Source organism: Candidatus Omnitrophota bacterium (genome assembly GCA_030695905.1).
Classification (GTDB): Bacteria; Omnitrophota; Gorgyraeia; order 2-01-FULL-45-10; family 2-01-FULL-45-10; genus CAZHPY01.
In genome coordinates this window covers 1-16099 of sequence record JAUYOL010000024.1, presented here as the reverse complement: position 1 = coordinate 16099, position 16099 = coordinate 1, and the positions used below count along the sequence as shown (strand labels likewise).

The window sequence follows — 16099 nt, the reverse complement described above, 5'->3', positions numbered from 1 at the left end:
ACCTTGTACGTTTAGGCATAGCCTCTGGTGAAAGTGCACCATATCTATTCCAAGGCACCCTGCCAGTATTAAAAGAGCTCTTCACCCATGAAGAATTCAAGCTATACTGGCCTGACCTTGTACGTTTAGGCATGGCCTCTGGTGAAAGTGCACCATATCTATTCCAAGGCACCCTGCCAGTATTAAAAGATCTCTTCACCCCTGAAGAATTCAAATCCCGATGGATAGATATAGATAGTAAACTTGAGTCTTTAGCTCAGGATACCAATAATTATAATAGAGAAAGAATACTTAAGTTATTTACATGTAAGTATCTGCCGCTAATAAAGGATAGAGGGCTTGAGTTTTTCCGCTGGGCAGATTTTTACATCGAAGTAATCCGTAAAGAACCGCGTCTATGTCTGCAGGTATTGGAAGGTATAATTGAAGCAGTGGAAAAAAATTACATCGATAACAATCTGCCTCCTCAAGAAAAAGAACTTATTTTTTCCTTTGTAGAATTCACGCGTTCTTTTAATCAGAGTTTATTTAAATTGTATCGTAAGGAAGGAAAAGACGGCTTAAAAGAAGTAATGGCCTTTGCCGCTAAAATATCCAGCGATAACATCGGTGAGGCAGCATTAATTACCCTGATGGATGCGCTACAGGTAAAAGGTATCAACGATAACAAGGAGCTCGAAGAAGCCCTGGTTGCCTCGGTGCAAATTGCTATTCCTTCATCCGGTGCCTCCTTTGTTAAGAAATATGAAATCCTTGGCCTCTTCAGAAAGTTCCGCGAGGCCGGAGACAGGAGGGGGAACATTCCGAAGATTTTGCGTAACACTGACTTTGGGGAGAATAAAGCCATTGAACTGGTTGATTATCTTTTGAAGGCCGGGCAGGTCCATGACCCTGAAGGTAAAATCGTAGATATCGTAAATAGGCTACGCTATCAGGACAGAAATCTTTCCCGGGAAGAGAAGATAGGGAAGGAAAAAGAGGACAAAGAAGCGCTAATAAGGGCATTAAAAGACTGGTTCCAGGGCTTCTCCGATCCCGCAAAGAAAGATAATGTTTTGGAAAAATTCTTTGCCTGGGTCAGCCACAACGATGCCCTGGGAGAGAAGGTTGACGCAATAAATGAAGGATATGGCTCGCTGGCTCTGCTTGAAAGCCTGTTTATGGATAAGGATAACCTGATATCGCTGTTACGGCAGGTTTTAAAAGAACTGCGGGAAGCGGATCTTCCTTTAACGGGTGCGACTGCCAAAGAGGTAGTAAGTAACCCCAAGGTGTTAGTCTCGCAGCTTAGCGGTATCTGGATGAATCAAAGATTATCTATTGAAGAGAGGCGGGCAAGAGTGGGCCACATGCTTACCCGCTTCCAGCGGCAGGAATTGGAAACAAAGATCGTCCCTCTCATTCAGGATAACGATCTTAAAGAGATTATACGCATAGTGCCCGCCGGCGCAAAACGTATGGCGCAAATTGATATCATAGAAGCGTTATTCGCAGAGCCCTTAGGTCAAATACAGAAAGAAAAAGCAAAATTCTCTCCTCAGAAACATGGGGAAGTATCTCTTGAATTCAGAATAGTAAAAGGCATTCCTTACGGCCTGTGGGGACTGAATGCCGGTGTCTGCGTCGCTACGGATATAGAGCTCTGGAAGGATAATAATTTTATGCTTCTTGCTATGATTGATAAAAATACACATCAGGCGGTAGGTTTTGTACACCTCTTCCGGGTAGATATAAACGGTGAGTGGGTACTTACTGTTCCGGGGATAGAGCCAAGTGTGGAATTTTTATCACAGGTTAAGGCAGAAGAAGTATATCCATTAATAGAAGACGCGCTGAAAAAAGTAGCCCGAACAGGCGGTTTCCAAGCCCTATATATTCCCACAGAAAAGAATATCCTTTCTAACAGGGCTGATATAGCTAAAATAGTTATGAGAAAATATGCCGCTAACAAGAAAATGCTTACTGATGAGGTGCGGTGGAATCATGTACCTCAACCATATCCGTTAAAAGAAGTGTATATATTGTGGGAAAATAATGCAAAACCGTCTTACCCACCCGGAGGGGAGACGGTTATACAACCCCAAGCGCCGCCTATAGGTATGGGTGGGATCAGCGCTGAAGAGCAGAAAAAAATACTCACAGAACTTGCTGAAGCTTCCGGCCCGATAGATATCGCTGAAAATGTCGGCGCAATCGAAGCCATATTATTACGTCTGTTGGATAAAAATGATACGGTTTCATATGAAGCAATAATGAAGATTTTTGGGAAGATAGATCCGGTTATGTTGGCAGGCAAAGTGTATGGTCTTGCAATCTCCGATAAAGACAAGGCGGCACTGTTAGTTGCTCTCAAAGATGCTATAGCTGAAGCCAAAATAGATAATTTAGGCAGGGAGTCATGGATAGGTGATGACCTATGGAATAAATTTATAAGCCTTAATAATGGGGAAGTCCCGTTGGTTTTAAATATATATAACGCTGAAGAATTGCTAAGCCAATTGGCCGGTATTTCAGATGAAAAATTCGTATGCGTGATAGTTAATAATATGCTATCGAATCGGACAGAGCATAGGATGGTCATCGACAGGGCAGGTTATATCAGAGAAAATGCGAGACTTATTCATAATGGATTTGTAAATCTTGAAAGTTATGAATTTCTTATGAATTTTTCCATTCATCCGGAAGCAAAAGCGGTTTATTTTTACCACATTTCAATTGGCAGAAAACATGTCAGTGAATTGCGCGGCCAGGGGCTCATGTCGAAGACGTTCAATAATATTGCAAAGGTTATACGCGATCATTGTGTAGGCTATAAGATAGCGGCAGCTTTCGTGGAGCGGGAGGGAACTGTGTATAACTGGTTCCGAAAAAATTTCAATGCGCGCGAAATTCCAGTAGATGAATTGGAAAAAGAGATGCCGTATGCTGATAAGGGCATGTATCATCTTATAGGTGAGATTACGCCGGCGGTAACCATCTCCGAGAAAACCGGTGTCCAGAGTTTGAATGAGAAGCTGAAAGCGCTTAAAGACGGAATATATGACGCGGAAGCGATTTGCGGCGGCGATGCGGCGTTATTGGAAGCCGTTGCGGAAGCGCTCACGGATATCAGAATTGAAACCGAACTTCATCGTGATGCCGGACTAATAGATATAGAGTCCATGAAAGTCAAATCCAATAGAGACAAATTAAAAGAAATGACGATTCAGGAAATGAGAGCGACCAACGTCTTCCTTGCCGTGAGAGAAGGGGGAATTGCCGGCTTCACGACCGTGCTCATTGATCCAGAAAGAATTCATAACTGTATAAATCTTGTTGGGGTGTCGCCCAAATGGCAGGGAAGATATATCGGCAGTGATCTGCTTGATGAAGCGGTAAGATGTTTACGCCAGGCCGGTGTTAACAAATTTATTGCCGTTACCAGAAATGATAAGGTTAAACACTATTTCCTCGATAGATCTATTCCATCCCATGACAGAGATTGGCGCCTCGAAGTTCATGCCGATTACATGCTCCAAACATATACAATGCATATCATAGAAGATAAGACAAGATCGCCAGTAGAGTGGTTTGATATGGGCGGCGTGGTTAAATTTGGGTCCCGCCCTTCACAGTGGCTATATGAAAATGGTGATACAATTGTGCTAAGTGGAACCAACGTTAGGGCAATAAGAAATCCTGTAACCGGGAAATTCGGCATAGTGGGCGGAGGCGCGGTCGCTAATGCCCAGTTATTAGAGCCTCCTGTCGTAGCGGAACCGTCTTACCCACCCGGAGGGGAGAAGGGTACGCAGCCGCAAGCCCCACCACAGGCGGGGCAAGCGCCGTCAGTATTGCAATCTGCCAAGAGTAGGATCGCTGATTCCGTGGATTCGTTTATTGCAGAGTTGCGAAAAAATAGATACAGGGAAGTTGACTCGGTGGAGATAATAGGCGGCAGGCGTATAATAAATGTTCACAATAAAGAGGTCCCGTCTAACAGCAAGGATATATTGGGTACCGCCGGTTGCCACTCTTGCATGCCCATAATCTGCAGGATAAAAAATGCCGATGGCACATATACAAATCACCTCGTTCACTTTGTACTGCTCTATGATGATTTCTACAGGCCGGATCAGACAGAAGAGCAGGCAGATAATAACTTGTCCGAATATATTAATTCAGAGTTGGATAAATTTTTTAAAGGCGTCGGAAGTAAAGAGTCCACATTCATTATTGCTTACGACGATTTAGCGTTGGGTGCGGAAATAGCGCGTAAGATTTCAGAGCGGCTTATAAAAAGACATAGCAATAGTCGCGTATTGCATCTTCCGGTTCAAAACAGTGAAAATGTGCTGAATATGGAAGAGGGCACAGTAAAGACGGCGATAATGATGTCCGAGGGTATAGGAATAGATGCCGGTGAGCCAAGCTCGGATGACTTGCTTCCACAGAAGGGTACGTCCCGGTTACTATGTCTCACCTGGCAGGAAATAGATTCGATCTTTAAAGCCGCGGGACAAGAGCGGAATGTGGTTGCCGATAAAGACTTTTTGCAGGAGCTTTCAATACAGCCGTTTTCTAATCCCTTACAGCCTCAAGTTGCTCCGATCGCCAAGCTTGAATCTCGCGCGCCCGTATTAAGCATAGAGGGCGAAGCGATTACTGTATCCGCGGGAAAAGGCCTCATATCATACAATGAAAGAAAAGAAAATAAGAGAAACATATTACAGAAGATGAAAGATATTGTCGGATTATTGTTCCACAATCTATTGGGCGGAAAGCCATGCTATATGTATGTCTTGGGGGCAACGCCTACGGATGAAAGCGGAAAGTATTTCACGGAATTAGAGGCAAGCTCGGCGATAGTGAAAGGACGAGTCGAAGCTAATAGGTTTATTAATGAAAGCTCCGGCATAGGAACCGGCAATATAAACATAGTACACTCTATAGGTGTCGATAGGGCAAAAGACAAGATCCTGGAGATAGCATCGCAGGCGCAATCCGGCATACCGCAGGAAAGGGTATATTGCGCGATAAGCGCGTCTGTTTTGCAAGCATTGGAGCAAGATGCCGAACTTAAAAAACAGCTTAGCGATAAGTCGGTAGAAAAATTCTTAGCCGAGAGAGCTATGCTGAACATTATTCAGGATTTTGAAAAGGATAGCGGCAGGGTTTATATGATGCCATATTCGGACGTCACGGTATTGGGATTGGCAAGAATAAATCTTGTAGAGCAACTCATGAAGCCCGATAACAATAATCTGCAAAACGAAGCAGCCAGGGGGGCTATTGAAGCGTTTTCGCAGGCAATGGGCCTTGTCACGGGATTGCCGGCAGAAGATATTCAAAGCGAATTACTGACGGCAGCAAAAAATAATCCGATGAATTTCTTCAAGGACTATACGTTCAAAATAATGATCCCGCCTATCGCCAGGATAAGATTTGAGGAGATACAGGAGAATATTAACGCCATGATCGAAACATGGAGATCGCTCTAACCTTCGATTTGCATTCAGCATATATATATGATAATATTACTCAATGCGCAGATCATTGCTTTCCCTCACGATTTTCACACTGCTTCTGTATGCAGAGCCACTCTATGCCGCCGAAATTAAAGAGTCCGATCTTGCCGGATCATGGTATCCTGCTTCAAAAATTCAATTAGAAAAACAACTTCAAGGTTATCTCGACGCTGCCAGCCCTGACAAATTGGAAGGAGATATCCTCGCTCTTATAGTTCCGCATGCCGGTTATATATATTCGGGCCCTGTTGCCGCTTACGGATATAAGCTTCTTGAAGGAAAAAGGATAAAGACGGTCATTATTTTAGGTTTTAGCCATGGAAAATATTTCAATGGCATGGCTATTTATGATAAAGGTTTCTGGCGCACACCTCTCGGAGATATTCAAATTGACGAGGCGCTCGCGGATGAAATTAAAAAAAATCCGCGCGTAAAGTTTAATCCGGACCTTTTTAAAGAAGAAAATTCCATAGAGATGCAGATACCGTTTATACAGATGGTGTTGAAAGATGTAAAGATCGTGCCCATCGCTTTTGGGATGCAGGATTACACAGGCGCCGAAAGTCTGGCCTTGACGCTTGCGGAGATTGTTTCGTCGCCTTCGGCTCCTCGCAATGACATATTGATAGTGGCATCTACGGATCTCTCGCACTATCATTCGCATGATGAGGCAAATAAGATAGACAGGTATACAATAGGGACGCTGAATAAATTAAAGTCCAAGGAATTTTATGATGAAGGCAAGCTCGGTATTTGCGAGCTATGCGGCCTTATGCCTGTTACAGCGTCATTACTTGTGGCGGAAAAGTTAGGATATGATAGAATAAAAGAATTGAAATATGCCGATTCCGGTGATATAACTGGTGACAAGAGCCGTGTTGTAGGGTATTACGCCGGGGCGGTGTATAAGAACAATGACGTGGCGCAGAAAGTTAAATCGAACATGCTCAATGATATCCAAAGGAAAAGGTTGCTGCAAATAGCGAGAGAATCTATAATAAGTTTTGTAAAATATGGGAAACGCAAAGTTTTTTCAGAAAAGGACCCTCTCTTGAACCAGTCTCTGGGCGCGTTCGTCACCCTGCATGAAAAAGGCGAGCTGCGCGGCTGTATCGGGAATATGGTCGGCCAGGGCCCTTTATATCAGACTATAGCCGATATGGCGATAGAAGCCGCGACCGGCGATCCGAGATTTCATAGGCTTTCACCGTCTGAAATTGATAAAATAGATATAGAAATATCCGTACTTTCTCCCCTGCAAAGGGTTGCCAGCGCCGACGAAATAAAGGTGCCCGGCCATGGTGTTATAGTAAGAAAAGGTTTAAGAAGCGGCGTGTATCTGCCTCAGGTAGCGGACGAAACCGGCTGGGGAAAAGAAGAGTTTTTAACAAGCCTATGCTCTCACAAAGCGGGCCTATCGCCGGACGCATGGAAAGATCCGGCAACAGAACTTTATACATTTACCGCCGAAGTATTCGGCGAAGAGGGAGGAAAAAAGGATGCGCAATAAAAAGCTGATCATGGCAATAGTCATTGCAATAGCACTCATAGGTTTTGTTCTGGTTGCGAAATCAATGCTCTCATCCGGCAAAGGCTCAAGGCCGGTTCCCGCCACGCAGGTTAAGAGAGATCTAAAAAAAGTGCCTGCGGCAAAAAAAGCTATTTCAAAAGGCAAGGGCGCTCTCACCGTGAAAATTTTTAATTTCAAGAACGCTGAAATTCCGATGAGAGTCAAAGCGTTCAAGGTGGTCGATTCGAAATCGAGCGTTTACGCCGCGTCGACTGTGGGAGGCAGGACGCAGGAAGTATTGCCCGGAGTATATGATATCGAAGTGGATACCGTTCCGCAGAAGATATATAAAAATGTTAAAGTTAATGAGGGCAAGGAGACTGTAGAAAACCTCGGCTGCGTAACCGGCGCGATGACGGTGAAGACAGTTAATGCCAGAAAGGCCGCCGCCAATTATCCGCTAAGAATACTTTACGGCAGGACTAATGAGATGGTTACCGCGTTCATGACAAATAAAGCGCTTGAGATAGTCCCCGGTGTTTATGACATAGAAGTGGGGACCACTCCCAGATTTTATAAGAAAGATATAAAAGTGGAAGCCGGCAAAGAGTCGATAGTTGACTTAGGTTGTTTAACCGGAACATTGCTAATAAGGACCGTTGATGAAAACAATAAGGAAGTGCGTTGCAGTGTAAAGGTAGCAAGGGCCGATACCAATGAAACAGTGAGTTCGTCTACGTCCAACAAGCCGATAGAGATTGGAAAAGGTAAGTATAATATAGACGTCCTGTCGTCGCCCAAAAATAGCAAAAAAGATGTTATGGTTAACCCAGGCGAAGAATTGATAATTGAGTTTACCGTTATGGCCCCTATAGTTCCGCAGAAGGGCATAGTAACGACTCCGAAGGCCGCTAAAGCGAAGCGATAGCAGATAAATGAGTCGTTTTTATGTTCCAAAAGAAGCGGTAAGCGGTAACCGGATATTGATAAGCGGAAAAGAGGCGCATCATATACTCGATGTGATGCGCCTTAATATTTCTGACGAAGTAGTTGTATTTGACGGCACAGGTAAAGAGTATGTGGGTGTTGTTAAAGAAGCCGGCCGTAAATCATTGTCTTTAGAGATCGTAAAAGTCCGCAACTTGAACCCTTCGGCAAAATATAGCATAACGTTAATACAGGCTATACCCAAAAAAGAGAAGATGGACTATATAATAGAAAAGGCAACGGAGCTGGGCGTGGACAGCATAATTCCTGTCACTACCGCGCGCACTATACCGGATTGGAACGATTCGAAGAGGGCGAGTATAGTAGAGAGATGGCGGAAGATATCCCTGGAGGCCTCAAAGCAGTGCGGCAGGACGGATATCCCGGAAATAAGCCCAATCATAGAGTTTAAAGACGCTATCACCGCCGCGGTGTCATACACCGCGACGGTGTACAACCTGAAACTGATAGCGGCGCTAAATGACAAGGCCATCAAGTTTAAAGATGCGTTAAAGTCGTGTCTGGGAGGGAAGATAGCTATTGCGATAGGCCCGGAAGGCGATTTTACGCCTGGTGAGATAAAGAGCGCCCAAGGGCAGGGTTTTAAGACGGTAAATTTGGGTCCAAGGGTTTTAAAAAGCGACACCGCAGGACTTGCCGCAATTTCGATGATCAATTATGAATACCAAGAATAGCCCCAGTTACAGGTTTTTTATAAAAACTCTCGGGTGCAAGGTGAATCAGTATGAATCCCAGGCGATGAGGGAGATTTTGGTTAAGGCGGGTTTCAGGGAGTGCTTGTCAAAAGAGACCGCCGATATTTATATAATCAATACCTGCACCGTTACTCATAAGGCAGATACGGAGTCGCGTTATTGGACAGGAGTTTTTCATAAGACTAATCCAAAAGCAAAGATAGTCATAACCGGCTGCTGCGCCGAAAAAGATGCCGGTGCATTCTCTTTTCTTCCGGGCATATCAAATATAATTAAGAATGAGGACAAGCCTCGAATAGCGGAGATGTTGACAGGCCACCGCCGCGGTGTGACACCGCGGCGGTGCGCTACGTACGACGAACCTCATCGCTTCCTAAGCATTACCGATTTCAAAGACCATGCCAAGGCATTCGTGAAGATACAGGATGGCTGCAATAATTTTTGCGCCTATTGTAAAGTGCCTTATGTTAGAGGCCCATCGATATCAAAGCCTTTAAAGGATGTGGTCGAAGAGGTGGGCACTCTCGTTTCAAAGGGCTTTAGGGAGATAGTCCTCACAGGCATCTGCCTGGGTGCCTGGGGAAGTGATTTTCAGGGAAAATTGAGCATTATAGATATTTTAAAGGCATTGAATAATATTAACGGAGACTTTAGGATCAGGCTTAGCTCTATTGAGCCCAAGTATGTTACGGATGAGTTTATCGATTTTATCGCTAAAAATAAGCGCATATGCAGGCATCTTCATATACCAATTCAATCAGGCGATGACCAGATATTGGCCAGCATGAATAGGCCCTATACCGCTCAACAATTAAAGGACCTTATTGTCAAGGTAAAGAGAGGAATAGAGGGAGTAGGAATAACGACTGATATATTGGTGGGCTTTCCCGGCGAATCCGATAAGAGCTTCCGTAATACAGTTAACCTTATTAAGGAGATACAGCCCGCAAGAACGCATATATTTCCTTTCAGTAAGAGGGACGGGACGGTGGCCTGTAATATGCCCGAGGATATTTCCCCGGATGTCATTAAAAGCCGTCTCCAGCGAATGAGGATAACTGCCATCACGGCCTCTTATCTATATAGGGAGCCATTCCGCAATAAGAGTTTGGATGTGCTGGTGGAGTCCAAGAGAGAGAAGCATTCCGGCAAACTAATTGGATACTCTGATAATTATATAAGGGTGATGTTCGACGGGCCGGACGCGCTGATGAAGACGATCGTTCCCGTTAAGATAGAGGAATTGAATCTTACTTACACGTTAGGCGCAGAAAAAACTTGACAAACTTTGAGTTGTGGCTAAAATACCTCTAACTCTAAAAAGAAAGGTTGACATGGTACTTAAAGATAAGGTAGCGGTTATAACCGGCGGCGGCCGCGGCATAGGAAAAGCGATAGCCATGGTATTTGCCGGGGAAGGATGCAATCTGGCCCTGTGCGATGTTAACCCTGATGTGCTTGCCGCAGCGCAGAAAGAGATAGAGGCGTTGGGCCGGCAGTGCATAACAGGCATTGTGGACGTGACAAAGGCCGATCAGGTCGAATCCTTCATCCAAAAAACCCTTGACAAATTTCAAAAAATCGATATACTTGTAAACAATGCTGGCATAACAAAAGACACGCTTCTGGTCAGAATGTCGGAAGCAGACTGGGATGCGGTCTTAGGCGTCAATCTTAAAGGTGCTTTCATCTGCACCAAGGCCGCGGCAAAGATCATGATGAAGCAGAGGGACGGCAGGATCGTTAATATGGCTTCAATCATAGGTTTGATAGGCAATGCCGGCCAGGCTAATTACGCCGCCTCTAAAGGCGGGCTTATTGCTCTTACGAAGACGGTAGCTAAGGAGCTTGCATCCAGGAACGTGAGAGTAAATGCCATAGCGCCTGGTTTCATACAGACGGACATGACGGCAAAACTTCCGGATAATGTAAAGAGCGAGATGCTAAAACATGTTCCCATGGGGAAGATGGGAAGTGTTAATGATGTGGCGAATCTCGCTTTATTTTTAGTGAGTGACGATTCCTCCTATATAACCGGACAAGTGATCACGGTTGACGGCGGAATGGTAATGTAGGTAGATAAAAAAGGCATTATAAACATAAGGGAGGTAAAATGGCGATATCTCAGGACAAGATCAAACAGATCATTGCTGAGCAGCTTGGGGTGAAGAAAGAGGAAGTAACTGATAGCGCAAAATTTGTCGATGATTTGGGAGCAGATTCTCTTGATACAGTAGAGCTTGTAATGGCACTGGAAGAGGAATTTGGCATAGAGATACCGGATGAGGATGCCGAGAAGCTCGCGACTGTCGGGGATGCTCTGAGATATATCGAAGAGAAGGCCGGCAAGTAGACCTATAATGCTTAAAAAAAGACGTGTTGTCGTAACGGGCTTGGGAACAGTCAGTCCTATAGGCCACACCATTGATAAGTTTTGGAACTCCCTCCTGGAAGGTAAAAGCGGCGTTAAAAAGCTGACACGTTTTGATCCCACCCATTATACCTGTAAGATAGGAGCCGAAATAACGGATTTCGACCCTTCGCCATATCTATCGGCCAAAGAACTCAGGCGCATGGATAGATTTGTACAGTTCGCCGTTGTAGCCGCTAAAAAAGCAGTGACCGATGCCAAGATAAATCTTGAAAAGACAGATCGCAACAGATTTGGCGTGTTGGTCGGCTCAGGTATAGGCGGGCTGCATACAGTGGAAGCCGAACACAGGCAATACATAGCCTTGGGCCCTGAAAAAGGTCCGGGTAGAATTTCCCCATTTCTTATACCAATGCTGATTATCAATATGGCCTCGGGCCAAATATCCATCACGTTAGGGCTAAAAGGGCCTAATTCAGCGGTGGGGACTGCCTGCGCTACAGGTAATCATGCTATAGGGGATGGATTCAGGATAATACAGCGTAGTGAGGCTGATATCATGATATGCGGCGGCAGCGAAGCTGCCATTACGGTGATGGGTTTTGGCGGATTTTGCGCGCTAAAGGCATTATCCTTGCGTAATGATGATCCGCAGAAAGCATCGAGGCCGTTCGATAAGAACAGAGACGGGTTTGTAATGGGCGAAGGCGCCGGTATAGTAGTGCTGGAAGAATTAGAGCATGCGCTAAAGCGCAATGCTCATATATATTGTGAAATGGCCGGATATGGCATGAGCGGAGACGCCTACCACATGACAGCGCCTGATCCGCAAGGTGATGGCGGCGTGAGATGCATGAACGCTTCATTAAAAGATGCCGGTGTAAAGCCGGAAGATGTAGATTATATAAATGCGCACGGCACTTCTACTTTATATAATGATAAGATAGAGACACTTGCGATAAAAAAGGTATTTGGCGCCCACGCGAAGAAACTGGCGATAAGTTCGACAAAGTCTGTTATGGGCCATCTTCTTGGAGCGGCAGGCGGAGTCGAATTAATAGCCTGCGCTCTGGCAATAAAGCATGGGATAATACCGCCCACTATAAATTACCATACACCTGACCCCGAATGTGACCTCGATTATGTTCCGAATAAACCTCGGGCGCATAAGATAAAGGTGGCCGCTTCGAACGCGCTTGGTTTTGGCGGGCATAACGCGACTTTGGTTGTAAAGAAATATACATAGCAACTTCCTTCCTTACACAAGAAAAATATAAGGAGACTATTTTATGGATTATCTATTTAATGAACAGCAGATAATGGTCAGGGACCTGGCGCGCAAAATAGCGCAGGAAAAGATAAAACCCGTTGCGGCTCATTATGACGAGACCGAAGAGTTCGCATGGCCCATAATGAAGATACTGTCCGAAAGCGACTTATTTGGAGTGTATATTCCGGAAGCCTACGGCGGGCTTGGCGGCGGCATAACTGAAATGTCCCTTGTGACCGAAGAATTGTCCCGAGCCTGCGGTGGTATTGCATTAGGTTTTGCCGGAACAGGCCTTGGAACATTTCCGATATTGCTACATGGGAGCGAGGAGCAGAAGAAGAAATATTTACCGGATATAGCAAAGGGTAAGCGGCTTGCGGCATTCTGTATAACAGAAGCCGAGGCGGGCTCTGACGCAGGCAGTATAAAAACTACTGCGAAAAAAGAAGGCGATCATTATATTTTAAACGGCACCAAGCAGTGGATAACTAACGCGGGTGAGGCCGAAGTTTATACAGTAATAGCTATGACCGATAAAAACAAAGGAGCGAGAGGCGCCAGCGCATTCATAGTAGAAAAAGGCACAAAAGGAATGGAATTTGGGCAGAAAGAAAAGAAATTAGGTATCCGCGCATCGGCGACCAGAGAAGTCATATTTACAGATTGTAAGATTCCGAAGGAGAATCTCATATCTAAAGAAGGCATGGGTTTTATCGTTGCCATGAAGACATTCGATAATTCACGTCCGGGCGTTGCCGCGCAGGCAGTCGGTATAGCACAGGGCGCGTTTGATCATGCTGTGGAATATGCGAGAAAAAGGATACAGTTTGGCCAGCCGATATCGAGCTTCCAGGCAATACAACACATGCTTGCCGATATGGCCACGCAGATAGAAGCCGCCAGGGCTTTGGTATATGCGACCGCGAGGATGGTTGACGCAGGTATAAAAGATGTCGCTAAAGAGTCAGCTATGGCAAAGTTATTTGCCGGCGATATGGCGATGAAGGTCACAACAGACGCGGTCCAGATACTGGGTGGGTACGGTTATATGAGGGAATATCCGGTTGAAAAATACATGAGGGATGCCAAGATCACCCAGATATATGAAGGTACCAACCAGATACAGCGCAACGTCATAGCCGCTCATCTTATAAAAGAAAGCTTAAGGGCTTCAAAATAACAATGAATATAATTGTCTGCATAAAACAGGTACCTAATACTACCGACGTAAGGATAGACCCTGTCAAGAATACTCTTATACGTGAAGGCGTTGAAAGCGTAATAAACCCTTTCGATACTTATGCTATAGAGGAAGCCATACGCTTAAAGGAGAGATTTGGCGGCAAAATAACCGTTATTACCATGGGCCCGCCGCAGGCTGAAACGGCACTGCGCGAAGCGATATCGCTCGGCTGTGACGAAGGTATATTGGTAAGCGACAGGAAATTCGCCGGTTCCGATACGTGGGCGACGAGCTACACACTTTCATGCGCCATAAAGAAGATAGGCGTCTTCGATATTATATTATGCGGCAAGCAGGCATCGGACGGGGATACCGCGCAGGTAGGGCCCGGCATTTCTACGCATCTTGGCATACCGCAGGTAACTTATGTAAAGAAGATAGAGGACATTAAAGACAATAAGGCAAAAGTGGAAAGAATGATGGAAGAAGGCTACGATGTTGTCCAGACGCCTATTCCTTGCCTGTTCACAGTAGTAAAAGAGATAAACACTCCAAGATTACCGTCATTGAAAGGCATGATGAGATCGAAATCTGCCAAAATTACGCAGTGGACAGCCGTAGACATAAATGCCGATCCAAAAAATATAGGACTTGATGGATCTCCTACGAGGGTAGTGAGGATATTCACTCCGCCACCCAGACAGGGTGGCCAGATTTTAAAGGGCGACACAGCCGATATCACCGGCAAGCTCGCGGAATTATTAAAGGATGTAGTAATTTAAATATGGATGATGCGAAGATAAAAATACTTATGGAGAAATGCACAGGTTGCACACTTTGTGTACGCGCCTGTCCATTTGGCGCGCTGAAGGTCGAAAATAAGAAAGCGGTAATAGACCTGTCAAAATGCAATCTTTGCGGCGCATGCGTCGATTCATGTAAATTCAGCGCGATAGTTCTGAAAAAAAGTGCGGTTGCAAAGAAAGATCTAAGCGCCTATAAGAATGTGTGGGTATTCTGCGAGCAGAAGAAGGGTGTTATACAGACAATATCCTATGAACTTCTTGGTGAAGGAAAAAAATTATCGAAAAAGTTAGGCGGGAAGTTATGCGCGGTACTTCTCGGAGATAAGGTAGAGTCAAAAGTAGGCGATCTTGAGTTGCGCGGGGCCGATAAGATATATTTGGTAGACGCGCCTGAATTGAAAAATTATCAGGACGATCCTTATACAAAAGTATTGGTTGAGCTGGTGAAAGAATACAAACCGGAAGTTTTACTTTGTGGAGCCACAACTATAGGGAGGAGTCTCATATCGCGTGTAGCTATAACGATAGACGCGGGCCTTACGGCGGATTGCACAGGGCTCGATATAGACGAGAAGGAAAGGCTACTGCTTCAGACCCGTCCGGCGTTTGGCGGAAATATTATGGCGACTATAGTAAGCCCGAATCACAGGCCGCAGATGGCAACAGTGCGTCATAAGGTCATGAAGGAACCCGAACTCGACAAATCTAACAAGGCGGAAGTGATAAAGAAAAGCTATTCAGGCGATATTCTTACTTCAAGAACCAATATAATAGATATGGTAGAAGAGTTGGAAGAGACCATTAATCTCGCGGAGGCGGATATAATAGTTTCGGGTGGAAGGGGCATGGGCGGCCCGGATAATTTTGGCGTTTTAAAAGAGCTTGCCAAAGTTATAGGCGGCGCTGTAGGCTCCTCGCGCGCTGCGGTTGATGCCGGATGGATGCCGTATTCACATCAGGTAGGGCAGACGGGCAAGACGGTGTGCCCGAAGCTTTATATAGCCTGCGGCATAAGCGGCCAGATTCAGCATCTCATAGGAATGCAGTCCTCAAAGGTCATCGTCGCCATAAATAAAGATCCAGACGCTCCAATATTCAAAGTCGCCACATACGGCATAGTGGGCGACATCTTAGAAGTAGTCCCAGCGCTCACCAAAGAATTCCGAAAGCTGCTGAAAAAGTAAGTCTTTCGGTCCGCCGCCTTATGGCGGACAAACGCGTCCTCAAGAAGTAGATCCCTAAAAATTTTCTCCACCTACAGCAGCCTCCGAGGGATGGGGTACCTTGCAGGATCCAAACCTAAGCCTACGGTTACGGTCAGCACAAGCCACCTAAATAACTATGCAAGACAGCCATGTATAGGTGGCAGGAAAAATGTTCCCCTTCACTTCGTTCCGGGTCGGTCTTTTGTTCTGTCGAAAAACGGGGGCCTGCGGAACTCGGCCCCTAAACGGGGCCTCATCCCGCCAAAAAGCGGCGGGATCGCCTAAGTTTAAAACGAAAGCGAACATCCTCGGCCCTTTTTAACCGTTTTTCGTCATCACAAAAGACCTAACATTTTTATTGTGCTTCCCATAACTGTAGGCTTAGGTTATTGCATTGCATGAACTGAAAATCTTTACGGGTGGCGAGGGATAAGCCTTGAGGGTGGGTTCAATAAGGCGGCGAGTGTTTACGGGATGGGGTTACCAGCCCCCGCTGATTTGACTTTGTGATTCCGGAACAAAGCAAGCGGGGGCGTGAAAGATA

General features: G+C 45.4%; 11 protein-coding genes. All 11 read left to right on the top strand.

Annotated elements, in window-relative coordinates:
- The first annotated feature begins 131 nt into the window (after window positions 1-131).
- From Q8R38_03820 to Q8R38_03770, 11 genes are read left to right on the top strand one after another with little or no spacing between them, the layout of a single operon-like run.
- Entirely contained in the window at window positions 132-5480 is a 5349-nt protein-coding gene (locus tag Q8R38_03820; GenBank protein ID MDP3791155.1) for a GNAT family N-acetyltransferase, read from the top strand.
- 43 nt (window positions 5481-5523) lie between these two features.
- The gene (gene amrB / locus Q8R38_03815; GenBank protein ID MDP3791154.1) at window positions 5524-7017 is read left to right on the top strand and encodes an AmmeMemoRadiSam system protein B; all 1494 of its coding nucleotides are present in this window, start codon (window positions 5524-5526) and stop codon (window positions 7015-7017) included.
- Entirely contained in the window at window positions 7007-7945 is a 939-nt protein-coding gene (locus Q8R38_03810; GenBank protein MDP3791153.1) for a hypothetical protein, read from the top strand. The genes amrB and Q8R38_03810 overlap by 11 nt, the downstream gene beginning before the upstream one ends.
- Window positions 7946-7952: 7 nt before the next feature.
- Window positions 7953-8699, top strand: coding sequence for a 16S rRNA (uracil(1498)-N(3))-methyltransferase (locus Q8R38_03805; protein MDP3791152.1), 747 nt, complete (start codon window positions 7953-7955; stop codon window positions 8697-8699).
- A complete protein-coding gene (mtaB, locus tag Q8R38_03800; protein MDP3791151.1) occupies window positions 8683-10002 on the top strand; it encodes a tRNA (N(6)-L-threonylcarbamoyladenosine(37)-C(2))-methylthiotransferase MtaB in 1320 nt (439 codons plus the stop codon). Before Q8R38_03805 ends, mtaB begins: the two co-directional genes overlap by 17 nt.
- A gap of 52 nt (window positions 10003-10054) precedes the next feature.
- Window positions 10055-10795, top strand: coding sequence for a 3-oxoacyl-[acyl-carrier-protein] reductase (gene fabG, locus Q8R38_03795; GenBank protein MDP3791150.1), 741 nt, complete (start codon window positions 10055-10057; stop codon window positions 10793-10795).
- Window positions 10796-10833: 38 nt separating this feature from the next.
- Complete coding sequence (gene acpP / locus Q8R38_03790; protein ID MDP3791149.1) at window positions 10834-11073, top strand: acyl carrier protein; 240 nt, start codon at window positions 10834-10836, stop codon at window positions 11071-11073.
- A 7-nt stretch (window positions 11074-11080) separates the two neighbouring features.
- Window positions 11081-12337, top strand: coding sequence for a beta-ketoacyl-ACP synthase II (gene fabF, locus Q8R38_03785; GenBank protein ID MDP3791148.1), 1257 nt, complete (start codon window positions 11081-11083; stop codon window positions 12335-12337).
- Window positions 12338-12380: 43 nt separating this feature from the next.
- The gene (locus Q8R38_03780; GenBank protein ID MDP3791147.1) at window positions 12381-13541 is read left to right on the top strand and encodes an acyl-CoA dehydrogenase family protein; all 1161 of its coding nucleotides are present in this window, start codon (window positions 12381-12383) and stop codon (window positions 13539-13541) included.
- Window positions 13542-13543: 2 nt separating this feature from the next.
- Window positions 13544-14326 (top strand): electron transfer flavoprotein subunit beta/FixA family protein, encoded by a 783-nt coding sequence (locus Q8R38_03775; protein ID MDP3791146.1) that lies wholly within the window; start codon window positions 13544-13546, stop codon window positions 14324-14326.
- A gap of 2 nt (window positions 14327-14328) precedes the next feature.
- Window positions 14329-15534 carry an electron transfer flavoprotein subunit alpha gene (locus Q8R38_03770; GenBank protein ID MDP3791145.1) on the top strand — a complete coding sequence of 402 codons (1206 nt, stop codon included), beginning with the start codon at window positions 14329-14331 and terminating at the stop codon, window positions 15532-15534.
- Window positions 15535-16099: the final 565 nt, after the last annotated feature.